At 71.2% G+C, this 15,445-nt stretch carries 14 protein-coding genes; 6 read left to right on the top strand and 8 right to left on the bottom strand.

Annotation, left to right across the window (positions count from 1 at the left end):
- Positions 1 to 32: 32 nt before the first annotated feature.
- Positions 33 to 1,436 carry an NAD(P)/FAD-dependent oxidoreductase gene (locus tag K8556_RS07935; RefSeq protein WP_223739419.1) on the bottom strand — a complete coding sequence of 468 codons (1,404 nt, stop codon included), beginning with the start codon at positions 1,434 to 1,436 and terminating at the stop codon, positions 33 to 35.
- A gap of 99 nt (positions 1,437 to 1,535) precedes the next feature.
- Entirely contained in the window at positions 1,536 to 2,309 is a 774-nt protein-coding gene (locus tag K8556_RS07930; protein ID WP_223739418.1) for a rhomboid family intramembrane serine protease, read from the bottom strand.
- A gap of 217 nt (positions 2,310 to 2,526) precedes the next feature.
- Here K8556_RS07930 and K8556_RS07925 point away from each other — a divergent pair, with 217 nt between their 5' ends.
- Positions 2,527 to 3,048, top strand: coding sequence for a hypothetical protein (locus K8556_RS07925; RefSeq protein ID WP_223739417.1), 522 nt, complete (start codon positions 2,527 to 2,529; stop codon positions 3,046 to 3,048).
- A 45-nt stretch (positions 3,049 to 3,093) separates the two neighbouring features.
- Here the strand turns inward: K8556_RS07925 and rnz are convergent, their stop codons facing one another.
- Positions 3,094 to 4,017: a ribonuclease Z gene (gene rnz, locus K8556_RS07920; protein WP_223739416.1), complete on the bottom strand. Its 924-nt coding sequence runs from the start codon at positions 4,015 to 4,017 to the stop codon at positions 3,094 to 3,096.
- 131 nt (positions 4,018 to 4,148) lie between these two features.
- Between rnz and K8556_RS07915 the strand changes: the two genes are divergently transcribed.
- The 4 genes from K8556_RS07915 to K8556_RS07900 all read left to right on the top strand — a co-directional run bounded on the left by K8556_RS07915 (position 4,149) and on the right by K8556_RS07900 (position 9,965).
- Entirely contained in the window at positions 4,149 to 4,850 is a 702-nt protein-coding gene (locus K8556_RS07915; protein WP_223739415.1) for a DUF2293 domain-containing protein, read from the top strand.
- A gap of 58 nt (positions 4,851 to 4,908) precedes the next feature.
- Positions 4,909 to 5,673 (top strand): TetR/AcrR family transcriptional regulator, encoded by a 765-nt coding sequence (locus K8556_RS07910; protein ID WP_223739414.1) that lies wholly within the window; start codon positions 4,909 to 4,911, stop codon positions 5,671 to 5,673.
- A complete protein-coding gene (locus tag K8556_RS07905) occupies positions 5,670 to 6,779 on the top strand; it encodes an efflux RND transporter periplasmic adaptor subunit (protein WP_223739413.1) in 1,110 nt (369 codons plus the stop codon). Before K8556_RS07910 ends, K8556_RS07905 begins: the two co-directional genes overlap by 4 nt.
- Positions 6,780 to 6,845: 66 nt before the next feature.
- Positions 6,846 to 9,965, top strand: a complete 3,120-nt coding sequence (locus K8556_RS07900; protein WP_223739412.1) for an efflux RND transporter permease subunit — start codon at positions 6,846 to 6,848, stop codon at positions 9,963 to 9,965.
- A gap of 173 nt (positions 9,966 to 10,138) precedes the next feature.
- Here the strand turns inward: K8556_RS07900 and K8556_RS07895 are convergent, their stop codons facing one another.
- Both K8556_RS07895 and K8556_RS07890 read right to left on the bottom strand, forming a co-directional pair.
- The gene (locus tag K8556_RS07895) at positions 10,139 to 10,492 is read right to left on the bottom strand and encodes a hypothetical protein (RefSeq protein WP_223739411.1); all 354 of its coding nucleotides are present in this window, start codon (positions 10,490 to 10,492) and stop codon (positions 10,139 to 10,141) included.
- A 260-nt stretch (positions 10,493 to 10,752) separates the two neighbouring features.
- Positions 10,753 to 10,962, bottom strand: a complete 210-nt coding sequence (locus tag K8556_RS07890; protein WP_223739410.1) for a cold-shock protein — start codon at positions 10,960 to 10,962, stop codon at positions 10,753 to 10,755.
- A 285-nt stretch (positions 10,963 to 11,247) separates the two neighbouring features.
- On the opposite strand from K8556_RS07890, the gene K8556_RS07885 reads away from it, so the two are divergent.
- Positions 11,248 to 11,796 carry a hypothetical protein gene (locus K8556_RS07885; RefSeq protein ID WP_223739409.1) on the top strand — a complete coding sequence of 183 codons (549 nt, stop codon included), beginning with the start codon at positions 11,248 to 11,250 and terminating at the stop codon, positions 11,794 to 11,796.
- A 2-nt stretch (positions 11,797 to 11,798) separates the two neighbouring features.
- On the opposite strand, the gene K8556_RS07880 is transcribed toward K8556_RS07885, so the two are convergent.
- The 3 genes from K8556_RS07880 to K8556_RS07870 all read right to left on the bottom strand — a co-directional run bounded on the left by K8556_RS07880 (position 11,799) and on the right by K8556_RS07870 (position 15,440).
- On the bottom strand, positions 11,799 to 12,992 hold the full coding sequence (locus K8556_RS07880; protein ID WP_223739408.1) for a hypothetical protein: 1,194 nt from the start codon (positions 12,990 to 12,992) through the stop codon (positions 11,799 to 11,801).
- A 459-nt stretch (positions 12,993 to 13,451) separates the two neighbouring features.
- On the bottom strand, positions 13,452 to 13,955 hold the full coding sequence (locus K8556_RS07875; protein ID WP_223739407.1) for a hypothetical protein: 504 nt from the start codon (positions 13,953 to 13,955) through the stop codon (positions 13,452 to 13,454).
- Positions 13,956 to 14,093: 138 nt separating this feature from the next.
- Positions 14,094 to 15,440, bottom strand: coding sequence for a TIGR00366 family protein (locus tag K8556_RS07870; protein WP_223739406.1), 1,347 nt, complete (start codon positions 15,438 to 15,440; stop codon positions 14,094 to 14,096).
- Between the last annotated feature and the right edge of the window lie 5 nt (positions 15,441 to 15,445).

Genomic DNA, 15,445 nt, shown 5'->3' with positions numbered 1-15,445 from the left:
CGCGTCCCACGCCCTTGAGAGCCAGACGGTACTCAGTGCTGTGTGTGCGACTGGAGCGCCTGCACCTGGCGCACCTGCTGGCGGCTGTTGAGCGGCAGGGCCGGCAGCGTGAGCTGATCCAACTCCCGCGGGCCGATGACCTGCACCACGTCCTTGTGGAAGAACAGGTCCAGCGTCCAGCCCAGGGCCACGCGCACCTTCGTCTCCAGCTTCGGCAGCTTGAACAGGTAGATGGTGCGCCACAGCACCCACGCGAAGGTGCCGGAGAACTTCAGCCCCAGGATGCGCGCCACGCCCGAGCGCCGGCCAATCGTGGCCAACTGCCCCAGCATCTTGTAGCGGAACGGCGTCCCCGGCTGACCGTTCAGCGCCGCGCGCACGTTGCGCGCCACCGCCACGCCCTGGCGGAGCGCGTGCTGCGCGGTGGGCGGACAGGGCTTGCCTCCGTTGGTGACGTCCGGCACCGACGCGCAGTCGCCCAGCGCCCACACGCCCGGGAAGCCGGGCACCTCCATGCGCTCGTTCACCTTGAGCCGCCCGCGCTCCTTCTCGCACGGCAGCGTGGACAGCAGGGACGGCGGCGTGACGCCCGCGGTCCACACCACCGTCTTGGTGGGCACCACCGTGCCGTCCGGCAGCTCCACGCCCGCCTCCGTCACGTCCTTCACGTGGACGCCGGTGCGCACCTCCACGCCGTGCTCGATGAGCTTCTGGCGCGCGTACGCGCCCAGGTCCTCGCCCAGCTCCGGCAGCACCTCCTGGCCGCCGTGCACCAGCATCACGCGCACGTTGGCGTGCTGGATGTTGGGATAGAAGGGCAGGGCGCCGTGGATGAAGTCGTTGATGGCGCCCGCCGTCTCCACGCCGCCGAAGCCGCCGCCCACCACCACGAAGGTGACGATGGCGTTGCGCTGCCCCGTCGTCACGCAGTCCGCGTCCGCCTCCTCCAGCCGGTCGATGAGGCAGTTGCGCAGCAGCATCGCGTCGCCCAGCGTCTTCATGGTCAGGCTGTAGTCGCGCGGGCCCGGCTTGCCGAAGAAGTTCGTCTCCGAGCCCATGGCCAGCACCACGTAGTCGTATTCCAGCGTGTGGCTGTGGCCGTCCAGCCCGCCGTGCGCCACCGTGACCCGCTTCGACTCCAGGTCCAGCCCGCTGACGTCACCCTCCACGAACGTCAGGCGCGGCAGCAGCTTGCGCAGCGAGATGACGATGGCGGTCGCGTTCAGGTCGCTCGCCGCCACCTCGTGGAGCATGGGCGTGAAGAGGAAGAAGTTGTCTCGGCTGACGAGCGTCACCTCCACGTCGTCCCGCTTCCCCAACTGCCGCTCCAGGTGCAGCGCCGCGTACATGCCGGCGAAGCCGCCCCCCAGGATGAACACCCGCTTGCGCCGCGGCGTGTCCACGCAGAGTCCTCCCAACGTCTTGTCCGCTCCCATGCCCGCCTCCTCGCGGCGCGAAGAACACCATCCTCCAATCTCGGGGTGCCCCGCCGCATCCGCATCCCAGGCCGGCGGGGGCCTGTCCGCCCGCTCGCCTCAGGGGTGGTTCGGGTGCATCCGGTGCCGCCACGTCGTGCGCTGCGACGTGTAGCGGGGGTTCTCGAAGAGCTTGATCAGCACCATGCCCGCCACGAACCCGCCGATGTGCGCCCACACGGCGACGCCGCCGGACACCTCCGGCCGCAGCGTCATCAACTGCGGCAGGCCGGTGATGACCTGGAGCACGAACCACCACACCAGCACGGCCCACGCGGGGACGGGGATGACGCGGATGAGGATGAAGATGATGAACAGCATGTTCACGCGCACGCGCGGGTAGAGCACCAGGTACGCGCCCAGCACGCCCGCGATGGCGCCGGACGCGCCCACCGTGGGCACCGGCGACGTGGGATCCACCGCCACGTGCGCCGCCGCCGCCACCAGCCCGCACACCAGGTAGAAGACGAGGAAGCGCAGGCGCCCCATGCTGTCCTCGATGTTGTTCCCGAAGACCCAGAAGAACAGCACGTTGCCCAGGAGGTGCCCCCAGCCGCCGTGCAGGAACATGGACGTGAGCGGCGTGAGGCGGTTGATGGACGCGCTGTCCACCACGCACGCGAGCCCGTCCCCCAGCGGCACCGCCTGCCCCAGCGGCGCGCGGCCGGTGAGCTCCCCGGGCACCATGCCCAGCTCGCAGATGCTGGTGGCGAGCCGCACCACGTCCAGGCCCGCGCCCTGGAAGAACACCCAGGTCAGCCCCAGGGCCGCGAGCAGGAGGTACGTCATCACCGGGGTGCGCAGGGTCGGGTTGTCGTCGCTGATGGGAATCATGTCCGCCCGCCAGCATGGCCCCGCCGCCGGCCCCCCGGAGAGCCTCGTGCGCACGGATGTGCGGCGCCGGACGCATCACCGGAAACCGGCCGGGCTCTAAGCCAAATGAAGGTTGCCTCTTGGAGGTGACCCTCTCCCGGAAGGGCCTGGACCTGGCTTCCAGGCCCGCCCCGGGCGACATTCCGCAACCGTCTTCCTTCTCATGGAGTCCGGAGCAATGAATCCCTCGAAATCGTCCCGCGCCTCGGCGCTGCTGGTGGTGTCCGTCCTCGCCCTCGCCTTCAGCGGCTGCGCCGCGCGCCGTCAGCAGGCGTACCTGGAGGACAAGGCCATGGGGCACGTCTACCGCAAGCCCATCGCGGAGGTGTGGCCGGAGGCCCTGGCCCTGCTCAAGGAGAAGGGCTTCTCCGTCACCAACGCGCAGACCGGCTTCGAGACCACGACGGAGTGGCTGATGACCAGCGCGCCCTCCTCGCTGGGCACCTCCTACGCCCGCTACCTGGTGCGCGGCTTCGAGCGCGGGCCCGGCCAGTGCGCCGTGGAGTTCCGCCGCCAGGACCGCTCCGAGTCCCGCGCCGCGGACGACACCGGTGGCCGCGGCAAGGACATGGGTGAGAGCGCGGTCGGCGCCGGCAACTCCCAGATGCGGCGCGACTCCGAGCTGGAGTGGGAGCTGCTCCAGAAGGTGGACCCCGACGCCGCCGCCGCCCTCAAGGCCGAGGCGACGAAGGTCGATTAGCCCGCCGCGCCGTGGCAGGGCCCGCCGCTCGCGCGACCCCGGACGTCAGTCGCGCAGCGGCAGCTCCACGGTGAGGCCGTCGTGAGCCACCTCCACCGGCCCCTTGAACGCCTCACGCGCCTGCGTGAGCAGCCGCCCGGGGTCGGTGTCGTGGCGGCTGGACAGGTGGGTGAGGATGAGCCGCCTGGCCCCCGCCTCCCGCGCCACCTGGGCCGCCTCCCGCGCGGTGGAGTGCCGCGTCTCCAGCGCGCGCGACTGCTCGTCGTCGGAGAAGGTGGACTCGTGCACCAGCAGGTCCGCGTCCTTCGCCGCCTGCACCAGCGCCGGGCAGGGCCGCGTGTCGCCGGAAATCACCAGCCTGCGCCCGGGCCGCGACTCGCCCAGCACGTCCTCCGGCCTCACCACCCGCCCGTCCGTCAGCGTGACGGACTCGCCCTTCTGCAGCTTGCCGAAGGAGGGCCCCTCCGGCACGCCCAGCTCCCGCGCCTTCTCCAGGTGGAACCGCCCCGGACGCCCGTCCTCCACCAGCACGTAGCCCAGCGCGTGGATGCGGTGGTCCACGCCCACCGCCTGCACGGTGTAGCCATTGCGGCGCACCGTGTCCCCGTCCTTCAGCTCGTGGATTTCGACCGGGAAGGCCAGCGACTCCAGCCCCAGGTGCACGGCCTGGTGCAACAGCCGCCGCGCCGGGGGAGGCCCGTACAGGTGCATGGGCGCGGTGCGGCCCATCATCCCCAGCGTGCGCAGGAAGCCGATGATTCCCAGGTAGTGGTCGGCGTGGAAGTGCGTGAAGAACGCCGCGTCCACGGTGAAGCCCGTGCCAAAGCGCACCATCTGCCGCTGGGTGCCCTCGCCACAGTCGAACAGCAGCAGGTCCGCGTGCGCCTTCACCGCCAGGCCGGAGAGGCCGCGATGCAGCGTGGGCTGCGCGGCGGAGGTGCCGAGGAAGGTGAGCCTCAGTAGGGACATGCCAGCGCTTCCCACGTCGAGAGTGGCCTCCTCGCACGCGCGGAGTCTGCCTGCGCGCGCGTGCGTTCCCGGGGCATTTACCAGGGTGCGAGGGGGCGTGCTATGCAGCCGGCCCTTTCGGACCCGCCCCCATGCCTGATTCCCTGACGGTCGGCCCCACGGCCGACCCCCGCCGAGTGAAAGCCCAGGACGGCCGCCTGCTCACCGTCCCTGACGGCTGGGCCCTCCTCCCCCCCGGCGACGCCGGCCTCACCCGCCGCGTGAAGGCCGCCGGCCCCTCCTGGACCGTGGTGGAGAAGGTGGGCCGCAAGCTCTTCTCCCGCGGCGTGTGGGCGCCGGAGGCCCACATCCTCCACGCCCGGGCCGCCCTGGAGGACGAGCGCGCCACCCCCGCCTACGCGAAGAAGCTGGCCCAGGGCCGCGAGCGCCGCGCGAAGGAGCAGGCCGAGTACGAGGTCGACTTCGCCAACGCCGTTTTGCGCTTCCTCGCCTTCAGCCCCGCGTGGCTCCCCCACGCCAAGCGCCTGGCCGTGATGGTCGCCGGCCACGCCACGCCCGTGGGCAGCGGCACCGTCGCCCGCACGGAGCGCATCCCCATTGAAAGGCGCGCGGAGGCCGCCGTCATCGCCTGGATGCGCCACCAGACCACCGGCTACGACCACATGCGCATCGAGCGCGTGAAGGGCGCCCGCCGCGAGGTGCGCCGCGAGCTGGCGGAGGTCTCCCGCGCCATCCTGGACCTGCACCGCCGGGACGCCCCCCACGCACCGCCCGCGTGTCCGCTCTGCTCCGCCCTCCTGCGCCCTCCGCCGACACGCCCCTCGGATTCCTGACCCGGCGTTCAGCAACGACTGTTCTATTCCTGACCGGCGGGTTAGGAATGCGTCCGCCATGCCCCGCCCCGCCGACCCCAAAGCCCGCAGCGCGCTCGTCGCGTCCGCGCGGGCGGAGTTCGCCCGGCGGGGCGTGAAGGGCGCGCGCATCAGCGACATCACCGCCGCCAGCGGCCTGTCCAAGGGCGCCTTCTACCTGCACTTCCGCTCGAAGGAGGCCCTCTTCGCGGCGCTGGTGGAGGGCTTCCTGGCGGCGCTGGAGCGGCTGGCCACGAAGCGCCTGTCCTGCATGGAGCGCTTCCGCGCCGACCACGGCGGCCTGCCGGGGCCCGGGGACGTGGCCGCGCGCTCGGAGCGCTACCGCGACTTCCTGCGCATGGAGGCCGCGCTGGACGTGGAGATGCTGGAGCTCATGTGGGAGCAGCGCGAGCTCGTCACGGCGCTCATGGTGGGCAGCCAGGGCACCGCCTTCGAGTCCGTCATGTGGGACGTGGTGGACCGCGAGGTGGAGCGCATCGCCGGGGAGTTCCACCACCTGCGCGGCCAGCACCCGGACACCCCGGACGTGGACCCCAGCCTCTTCGGCTCCTTCATCGTGGGCACCTACCTGCTGCTGGCCCGGCGCATGGGGCGGCTGACAGAGAAGCCGGACCTGGCCACCTGGGCCGTGGGCCTGCAACGTCTCATGCACGAAGGCTCGCTGCCCCGCGAGGCCGTGCCCGCGACGCACGCGGCCCTCGCGCGTCCCTCTTCGCCTCCTTCCACGCGCCGGCGCCACGCCCGCGCGGCCCACCCGCACCGCCCGCCAAGGAAACGCCCGTGAAACCGTCCACGAAGCCCTCCGCCTCCCGCGCCCTCACCGCCCTGGGGATGGCCGCCGCGCTCGCGCTCTCCGGATGCGACAAGGCGGCCGCGTCCGCGCCGCCCGCCGCCGCCGCGGCCCCCGGCCAGGACAAGCCCGCGCCGGCCGTGAAGGTCGTCTCCGCGCGCGGCGTGCAGGCCTCGCAGTCGGAGGAGGTGACGGGCACGCTGTACCCCGCCCAGGGCCTCCAGGTCGGCTTCGAGGTGGGCGGCCGGCTGGAGGCGGTGCGCGCCCACAAGGGCCAGGCCGTGAAGAAGGGCGACACGCTCGCCCAGCTCAACTCCGAAATCGTGGACGCGCAGGTGGCCGGCGCGGAGGCCGCCGTCGCCGCCGCGGAGGCCGGCGCCTCCATCGCGAAGGACGCCGCCGAGCGCACGGAGAAGCTCAGCACCGGCGGTGGCGTCAGCGACCAGCAGCACAAGAGCGCCGTGGCCGCCGCCGCGCAGGCCCAGGCGCAGGTGATGGCCGCGAAGGCGCAGCTCGCGCAGGCCCGCGCGGCGCGCCGCCGGCACGACCTGAAGGCGCCCTTCGCGGGCACGCTGATTGAGTCCCCGGACCAGACGGGCGCCACGGTGGGGCCGGGCGCGCCCCTCTTCACGCTGGAGCAGTTGGACACGCTCGTCTTCCGCACCACCGTGGCGGAGGGCGCGCGCGCGCTGCTCAAGCCCGGCACGAAGGTGCGCGTGGCGGCGCTGGGCAACGGCGCGTCCACCGACGAGGCCGTGGTGCGCACCATCCTGCCCTCCGCGGACCCCACCACCCGCCGCATCCCGGTGGAGATCGCCGTGCCCAACGCGGACGGCCGCTTCGTGGCCCACACCCTGGCGCGCGCCATGCTGAAGCTGGGCGAGACGCAGGACGCGCAGCTTCTGCCCACGACGGCGCTGTCCTCCTCCAACGGGGACCACGTCCTCGTCGTCAGCGACGGCACCCTCCAGCGCGTGGACGTGCAGGTGCTGGAGCGCCGCGACCGCGAGGTGGTGGTGCGCGCCGCGGCCGTCCTCCAGCAGGTGGTGGACTACCCCACGCCCACCCTGACCCCCGGCACCCGCGTCTCCGTGAAGTAGCCGCAAGCCGCCCCTTTTCGCCGAAGCCGTCCTTGAGGGCGGCCGCGGCGTGCGTGAGCTCTTCCCATGATTCTCAGTGACGTTTCCATCCGACGGCCGGTGTTCACGGCCATGGTGTCCCTGCTGCTCATCGTGCTGGGCGTGATGGGCCTCAAGCGCCTGGGCACCGACCTCTACCCGGACGTCAGCTTCCCCGTGGTGGTGGTCAACACCCTCTACAAGGGCGCGGGCCCGGGCGAAATCGAGACCCAGGTCATCAAGCCCCTGGAGGACGCGGTCGCCGGCATCAGCGGCGTGGATAAAATCCACTCCTTCAGCCGTGAGAACGTGGGCACCGTGGTGGTGTCCTTCACGCTCGGCACCGCGCTGGACACCGCCGTGCAGGACGTGCGCGACAAGGTGGGCCAGGCCGTCAACAAGCTGCCCACGGACGCGGACGCGCCCATCGTCAGCCGCGTGGACCTGTCCGCCGCGCCCATCCTCACCTACGCCATCTCCGCGGACATGAAGTCCCAGGCGCTGCGCAAGCTGCTGGATGACCGCATCAAGCCCGCGCTCGCGCAGTTGGCCGGCGTGGCGGAGGTGCGCATCACCGGCGGCGACACGCGCGAGATTCAAGTCGACATCGACCTGGACAAGGCCCGCGCGGTGGGCATCGCGCCGTCGCAGGTGTCCCAGCGCATCGCCATGGAGAACCTCAACCTGCCCGCGGGCCGTCTGCAGTTGGGGCCCAACGAGCTGACGGTGCGCGCCATGGGCGAGTTCCGCACCGTGGAGGAGCTGAAGAAGCTGCCCATCGCGCGCAGCGGCACCGGCGCGCAGGTGCGCCTGGAGGAGGTCGCCACCGTCACGGACGGCGTCGCCGAGCGCCGCACCACCGCGCGCCTCAACGCCCGCGACGCCGTGGTGCTCGAAATCGTGAAGCAGCCGGGCTCCAACACCGTGAGCGTCAGCGACGCGGTGAAGAAGACGCTCGCGGACATGACGCCGGTGGTGGGGCAGGGCTTCCAGGCCACGCTGCTCATCGACCAGTCGGACCTCATCCGCGCCAACACCCACGAGGTGTGGATCGCCCTCATCTTCGGCGGCCTGATGGCGGTCCTCATCATCCTGATGTTCCTGTTGGACCCGCGCGGCACGTTCATCTCCGCGCTCGCGCTGCCCACGTCCGTCATCGGCACGTTCTTCGTGATGTACGTGCTGGGCTACTCGCTCAACCAGATGACGCTCCTGTCGCTGTCGTTGGCCATCGGTCTGCTCATCGACGACGCGGTGGTGGTGCGTGAGGCCATCACCCACCGGCTGGAGCAGGGCGAGGACCCCATGAGCGCCGCGTACAACGGCACCAGGGACGTGGGCCTGGCGGTGCTCGCGACGACGCTGGCCCTGGTGGCGGTGTTCATCCCCGTGGCCTTCATGCCCGGCATCGTGGGTCAGTTCTTCAAGCAGTTCGGCATCACCATCTCCGTGGCGGTGCTCATCTCGCTGTTCATCTCCTTCACGCTGGACCCCATGCTGTCCGCGCGCTTCGCCAAGGCGCACACGCCGGGCGCGCAGCGCAACGAGCCCGCCGTCTTCCGCGCGCTGCGCCGCTTCCTGGAGGCCACGGAGTCCACCTACGCCCGCATCCTGGGCTGGGTGCTGCGCCACAAGTGGACCACCGCCGGCCTCACCGTGCTGGCGCTGTTCCTGTCCTTCGGCGCCGCCAGCCGCCTGGGCGTGGAGTTCATGAGCGCGGAGGACCGCTCGCAGCTCATCGTCGAGCTGCAACTGCCGGACTCCTCCAACCTGGCCCAAACGACGGAGCGCGCCGCGGAGGCGGAGGTGCTGCTCAAGAAGATCCCCGAAGTCACGGACATCTACACGACGGTCGGTCCCAACGGAGACGTCTACAAGGCGCGCCTGCGCGTGCTCACCGTGGGCAAGGACCAGCGCACCAAGAGCATCGCCGTGCTCAAGGACGAGGCCCGCGCGCTGCTGGTGCCCAACCTGGTCTCCACCGCCATCACCCTGTCGGACCCGCCGTCCATCGAAGGCCTGGGCGACTGGTTCCCCATCATGGTGCGCGTGGTGGGCCCGGACCTGAAGCGCGTCAACGAGGAGGCCGAGCGCGTGGCCAGCATCCTGCGCACGCTGGGCACCTCCGACGTGCGCGTGGACTCCAACCCGGCCAAGCCGGAGCTCCAGATCCAAATCGACCGCGCGCGCGCCGCGGACATGGACCTGTCCGCCGGGGCGCTCGCCTCGCAGTTGCGGCTGGCCATCGACGGTGACGTGACGGCCAAGCTGCGCGAGGGCACGGACGAGACGGACATCCGCGTGCGCCTGCGCGAGGAGGACCGCGCCACGCCGGAGCGCGTGCGCCAGTTGATGATCTCCACGCCCAAGGGCCTGCACCAGGTGACGGACGTGGCGGAGGTGTCGCTCAAGGACGGCCCCAGCGTCATCGAGCACGAGAACCGCGAGCGCCAGGTGGCCGTCGTGTCCCAGTTGGCCAAGGGCGCCGCGCTGGGTGACGTGGCCACGAAGCTCAAGGCCGCCATCGCGGAAAAGCCGCTGCCGCCCGGCTACGCCATCGTCTACGACGGCCAGATGAAGAGCCTGGATGAGCAGAACGACGCGTTCGGCATCGCGTTCGGCCTGGCCTTCGTCTTCATCTACATGGTGCTCGCCAGCCAGTTCGAGTCCTTCAAGCACCCCTTCACCATCATGGTGTCGCTGCCGCTGGCGCTCGTGGGCGCGCTGCTGGGGCTCGTCGTCACGAACTACCACGTCAGCATGGGCGCGATGATTGGCGTCATCCTGCTGATGGGCCTGGTGACGAAGAACGCCATCCTCCTCATCGACGGCGCGCTCCAGCACCTGCGCGAGGGTGACTCCGTGGACGAGGCCCTGCTCAAGGCCGGCCCCCGCCGCCTGCGCCCCATCCTCATGACGAGCGCGGCCATGGCCATTGGCATGGTGCCCACCGCCGTGGGCACGGGCATCGGCTCCGAGTTCCGCGCCCCCATGGCCATCTCCGTCATCGGCGGCGTCATCACCTCCACCTTCCTCACGCTGCTGGTGGTGCCGGTGGTGTTCGCGGCGATGGAGAAGCTGTCCTTCCGCAAGAAGCAGCCCCGCGCGCAGGGACCGCACTCCAAGCCCGCCGTGGACGCGTCCGCCGCGCACGACCGCGCGGCCTGAGGGCTGACGGCAGACACACAAAAGGCGCGGGTGACGGTGTCGTCACCCGCGCCTTTCATTTGAAACAAGGGGGATGAAACATTTCCCGGCCAGGCGTCCTTCCGCGGGGCCACCGGCTCCGGGCTTCGCCGGAGACGGGGCGTTCGCGGGCGTCCTGCCCGGAAGGAACAGCTCTAGCGAGCGGCCGAGAAGCCTTCGCCGTTGAGCAGGCGCACGCGCGCCTTGGCGAGCTGGTTCTGCGCTTCCTCCAGCGACACACAATCCACGGTGATGTCGTCGTTGGGGGATGCTTCCGACGCCACGCGGGCCGTCTGCAGCCGCGCGATGGTGGAGTCCGACACGTGCGCGCACATCGCGCAGCCGTTCTTGCGCCCGTGGTCGACGATCTCGGAGAACAGCTTCGCGGATTCCGGCTCCAGCGGGCGCAGGCCCCGCATGTCGGCCAGAACCAGGTGCCGCCCTCCGCCGTAGCTGTCCGTGGCCTTCTTGTAGACGGCCACGTACTCCTTCATTTCGTTGGGCCGCATGAAACCGCTCATGCGGGCAGTGATGGTCCGACGGCTGACATCGTTGGTGACTTCGAACATAGGTGCGCCCTCCCTCGCAGGATCAAAGCCTAACAGACGTCTTTCGGACTTTCACCAGCCCCCCCGTGATTCCCGGTGGGATGGAAGGTTTGAAAGGGATTGCGTGTTTTTCCTTCCCGGCAGGTTGTAAAAATGAAGAAGCCCGGCCCGCGCGAGCGGGACCGGGCTTCCGTGCTCTGGGTTTGACCCGGAGCGGGTTGTTATCCACCCACTGCGCGAACGTTCTGGGCCTGGAGGCCCTTGGGGCCGCGCGTCACCTCGAACTCCACCTTCTGGCCCTCGGCCAGGGTGCGGAAGCCGTCCATGTTGATGGCGCTGTGGTGGCAGAACACGTCCTCACCACCGCCGTCCTGCGTGATGAAGCCAAAGCCCTTCGCATCGTTGAACCACTTCACCGTACCAGTAGCCATGAATCGTCTTCTCTTTGTTGGGTGGGGCGCGGCACCCACCGCGTTCTGAGCGGTCGGCCCTCTCGAAATGTGAGGGCCTGAGTGCGAACGACAGTCTGCCCGGCGGAGCGGGGTGGGTGGAAGCCCCCTTGCTGAGCAGCCAACAGTTCGCGGGGTGGTCGCACTCCCCACCCATGGCGGGCGCAGGCAGGCGGGCGCGGGACAGGGGCCGCCCTGGCGCCCGGCTCTGGGAGCGTGGCTACCGTTCCTTCGCGAGGCCACGACGGCCCGCGGAGGAGTCACGTCATGTACGAGGTCCGAGGCCCCGAGCGCCTGCTGCCCCCAGTCCCTCCGCGCCCGGAGGGCGCCGTGCGCCGCGAGTGGCGCCGGCTGCGGGACCACAGCGCGGCGGCGGGCATCCTGTCGCGTCCGCTGTTCGGCCGGCTGCCCCTGCGCCGTTGGGTGTCGCAGGACCTGCACTCGGTGCTGGACTACGTGGGAGGCGCGGCGCTGGTGGCGGTGGGGAACGCGTCCGGTGACAGCAGGGCGAAGGCGGCCGGCTGGGCGCTGGGCGGGGCCGCGGTGGGCGTGTCGCTGTTCACGGACTACCGGCTGAGCCTCACGAAGCTCATCCCCATCGAGGCGCACGAGCTGGCGGACTACGCCTATGGCCTGGGCGCGGTGCTGGCGCCCTTCGTGCTGGGGTACGCGAAGCGCTCGCCGGTGGCGGCGGCGCTGCACGTGCTGCTGGGCGTGAAGGTGCTGGCCGCGTCGCTCGTCACGGACTACCGCTGCCAGACGGGCATGCACCTGGGCGGAGAGCTGGCCACGGACCCCGAGGGCATCGGGGCCTGACGTCAGGGGTGGAGCCTGAGCAGGAAGCCGTCCTGCAGCGGCCGTGACGGTCCGTCCTCCGGCACGGGCCGGTTGAAGCCACCGGCGAGCAGCACGCCGCCGGTGGCGTCCACGCTCACGCTCCGGGCCTGGGCCACGGTGCCGGGGCTCGCGAACCCGCGCACCCAGAGCGACGTGCCCTCTTCCGGCAACAGCTTCGCGACATACAGGCCCGGAGGCAGGGCGCCGCCGCCCAGGGCGAGGCCGCCGTCATGGCCGCCCGCCACCGTCAACTGGCCCGCGTCGTCGGTGGCCACCATCGGCGCGCCGGTGGGGAAGGTGCGCGCCCACCGCTGGCTCCCATTCGCGTCGTAGGCCAGCAGGAAGCCGTCGCGCGAGTCCGCGCGGTGGAAGGTCTTCTGGAAGTACAGCCGGCCGCTGAAGCCTCCGCCCACGAAGACGCGGTCCGCCCCCACGGCCACGGACACCGCCGTGCCGTCCGTGCCGCGCACGTCGTGGCTCCAGACGGGGTCGCCGTCCCGGGTGAGCTTCACCACGAAGGGCGTGTGCTGGCGCACGGTGACGAAGGTCGCGTCGCCAAACGACACCGCCCCCGCGTAGCCGCCCACCACGTGCACGTCGCCAAAGACATCCACCGCCACCGCCCGCGCGGAGACCTCGCCCTCGCCTGAAGGCATCCACACGCGGCTCCAGCGCTGCTCACCCCCGGGCCCCACGCTCAGCGCGAAGCCCGCGTGCCTGCCCTGGGGCGTGCGCTGCAATCCCTCTCCCAGGTCGCGCGCGCCGGCGAAGTCCCCCACCAGCACCGCGCCCCCATGGTGGTCGGACGTGACGCCGTTCACCGCCACCGGCCCCTCCCCCGGCAGCGAGCGCACCCAGTCCAGCGCGCCGCCGCCGTCCAGCCGGGCCAGGAACGGCCCCTCCGGCAGCGCGGCGCCTTCGCGGGTGAAGCCCGCGGACATGCCCGTGAGGAAGATGTTGTCGTGGGCGTCCACCGCCAGGCCGCCCACGCGGGCCCGCGCCTCGTGGTCGGGCGTCCAGCCCCGCGCCCACCTCAGCGTGCCCTCCGGCGAATACCGCGCCACCAGCAGGTGTGGCGCCACGACGTTGCGATTGAAGGGCAGGGGACCCGCCCCCAGGTCGATGGGTTCTTGGTAGGTCGCCGCCACCAGGACGTCCCCGTTGGAGGTCACCACCGCGTGCGGAGCCTGAGGGTCCCCAACCCTCAGGGTCCGCGACCACACGTGGCCCTCCACGCCCTCTGGCGCTCCCTGTCCACCCACCTCACCGAGTACCGGGATGCGCGGCGCCGTGGCTCGGGCTTCCTCGCACCCCACGAGGAAGAGCCCCCCCACGAACACCGCCATCCGAATCCACGCCACCGCCGCCCCCCGTCCCGGACCCGCCCCACCCAACCCCGACTCCCCCGCCCTTCAACCGCGCCCTGGCCCTACTGCAAGGGCGCGGCCAAAGGGGGATGGCAAGGATGTCCCCTCGGGGGCGCCCGTGGGGAGCCGGATGCGAGGGCGGGGGCGGTGTCCGTCAGCCGGTAATTCCTGCCGACCGCGGGGAGGGGAGCCGGTAAAGAAAGACGCCCGCGCGGGTCTCCCCGGCGGGCGTCGATGGATGTGTCGTGTCCTGGACGGGCTGAAGGACTACAGCACCTTCACCGGCACTTCCTTGAGCACCTGGTCGCCGCGCATGACGGTCACGGTCCACGCGCCGGCCTTGGGCAGCCGCACGCCGGTCCACTGACGCGCGCGCCAGCCCTCGCCCTTCACCTTCACGTCCTTCGTCTCACGCACGGTGGCGCCCTGCTTCACCTGCACCGTGATGTCGTCGATGGAGTCGCCCTGGGGCACCAGGTAGCTCTGCCACAGCATCACGTTGGTGCCCGCCTTGACGCCCTCGGGGCCCACCTCGGCGGTGCACTCGTACTTGTTGGGGCCGTCCTTGGCCACCTCCGTGCAGAGCTTGGCCTCCACCAGCACGGGACCCTGGCCCTGGCCCTTGTAGAAGTAGTTCCAGGTGTCGCGCACCGCGTCCGCGCTGGGGGCCTTCACCGGCTCCGCGGCCGGCGCCGCCGCCTCCTGCGCCCCCGCCACCGCCGCCACACCCAGCACCGCGCACAGCACGCTTCCGTTGAACAGGCTCTTCATGACTTGGGGTCCCCTCGTTGTCGTTGAAGGCGGCCGGCCCACGTCCGGCCGCTCGGTGTGCGTGTCTACCATGAAACATCCCGCGCCATTCCCCGAGTCCCGGATACCGGGGTTTCACACCGGGGACGCCGCGCCGCGCTACCCGAACAGGAAGAAGCCCAGCGTCACCAGCGGCAGGTACGCGAGGAAGGCCACCAGGAGGAAGCCGAGGATGTCCTTGAACTCCAGGCGGGCCACGGCCAGCAGCGGCAGCGCCCAGAAGGGCTGGATGAGGTCCGTGGCCATGTCGCCCCACGCGTACGCGAGCACCACCTTCTCCGGCGCCACGCCCAGCCGCCCCGCCGCGTCCAGCAGGTAGGGCGCTTCGATGGCCCACTTGGAGCCGCCAGAAGGCACGAAGTAGTTCACCACGCCGCTGTACAGGTACACGATGGCGGGGAAGGTCTTCTGCGTGGACAGCGACACGAAGAGCTCCCCGATGCGGTCCGTGAGCCCCGTGGCCTTGAAGATGCCGTAGATGCCCGCGTACAGCGGGAACTGCAGCACGATGCCGTGCAGCACGCTCGCGGCCTCCTCGCTCGCCTTGAGCAGCCGGGCGGGCGTGCCGTGCAGCAGCACCGCCAGCGTGAGGAAGGTGAAGTTCACCCCGTTGAGGTTGAGCGCCTTCCAGCCGCCGTTGAGCCACAGGTGCCGCGCGAACCACGCCAGGCCCAGCACGCCGAAGAGGACGTTGAGCAGCCACGCGTGATCCAACCACTCCGCGGGGCTCAAGCGCCCTGGCGGCTTCCCTGGCGGGACGAAGTCGCCCAGCTTCTCCAGCACCGCGGGCTCCACGCGCACCGTGCGCTCCGGTGAGGGATGCAGCGCCCACGCCAGCGCCGTGAGCAGCGCCACCGCGGCCAGCGTGAGGCCCACGTTGAAGGGGGAGAAGAGCGTCCGGTCGATGGGGATGACCCCCAACTGCTTCTCCAGGAAGTGCCCCGGCGTCGCCACCAGCAGCGGCGCGGAGGCGGACAGGCCCGCGTGCCACGTGGCGCCCAGGCCGAAGTAGGCGCACGCCACCAGCAGCCGGTAGTCCACGTCCGGGCGCCTGCGCGCGATGAAGCGCACCAGCATGGCGCTGGCGACGAGCGACAGGCCCCAGTTGAAGTACGCGAGCGCCATGGACACCGCCGCCATCAGCGCGGTGGCGCTCCGGGGGCTTCGGGGCAGGCGGGCCACCCCTTCCAGCAGCGCCTTCACCGGCGCGGTGAGCGCGAGCAGGTAGCCGGTGAACATCACCAGGGCCATCTGCATGGAGAAGGTGAGCAGCTCCCAGAAGCCCCCGCCCCACGCGTCCAGCACCACCGGCGGCGCGGCGCCCACCCAGCCCAGGGCCAGCGCCATGGTGAGCAGCGTGAGCAGCACCGCGATGGCGAAGGCGCTGGGGACGAAGCGCGCGGAGAAGCGGCCCAGGCCTTCGGCGAACCGGACGAGGGTTTCCACGGTGA

The organism is Corallococcus sp. AS-1-12 (assembly GCF_020036995.1).
Lineage (GTDB): Bacteria > Myxococcota > Myxococcia > Myxococcales > Myxococcaceae > Corallococcus.
The sequence above is the reverse complement of the archived record's forward strand: the minus strand, read 5'-3'. Positions and strand labels throughout refer to the sequence as shown.

Bases quoted from the DNA above. Each gene is read 5' to 3' on its own strand.
- K8556_RS07910 (WP_223739414.1), top strand. From the start codon at position 4,909: ATGCCCCGCCCCGCCGACCCCAAAGCCCGCAGCGCGCTCGTCGCGTCC.
- rnz (WP_223739416.1), bottom strand. From the start codon at position 4,017: ATGTCCCTACTGAGGCTCACCTTCCTCGGCACCTCCGCCGCGCAGCCC.
- K8556_RS07895 (WP_223739411.1), bottom strand. From the start codon at position 10,492: ATGCGGCCCAACGAAATGAAGGAGTACGTGGCCGTCTACAAGAAGGCC.
- K8556_RS07885 (WP_223739409.1), top strand. From the start codon at position 11,248: ATGTACGAGGTCCGAGGCCCCGAGCGCCTGCTGCCCCCAGTCCCTCCG.
- K8556_RS07935 (WP_223739419.1), bottom strand. From the start codon at position 1,436: ATGGGAGCGGACAAGACGTTGGGAGGACTCTGCGTGGACACGCCGCGG.
- K8556_RS07915 (WP_223739415.1), top strand. From the start codon at position 4,149: ATGCCTGATTCCCTGACGGTCGGCCCCACGGCCGACCCCCGCCGAGTG.
- K8556_RS07930 (WP_223739418.1), bottom strand. From the start codon at position 2,309: ATGATTCCCATCAGCGACGACAACCCGACCCTGCGCACCCCGGTGATG.
- K8556_RS07925 (WP_223739417.1), top strand. From the start codon at position 2,527: ATGAATCCCTCGAAATCGTCCCGCGCCTCGGCGCTGCTGGTGGTGTCC.
- K8556_RS07890 (WP_223739410.1), bottom strand. From the start codon at position 10,962: ATGGCTACTGGTACGGTGAAGTGGTTCAACGATGCGAAGGGCTTTGGC.
- K8556_RS07875 (WP_223739407.1), bottom strand. From the start codon at position 13,955: ATGAAGAGCCTGTTCAACGGAAGCGTGCTGTGCGCGGTGCTGGGTGTG.
- K8556_RS07900 (WP_223739412.1), top strand. From the start codon at position 6,846: ATGATTCTCAGTGACGTTTCCATCCGACGGCCGGTGTTCACGGCCATG.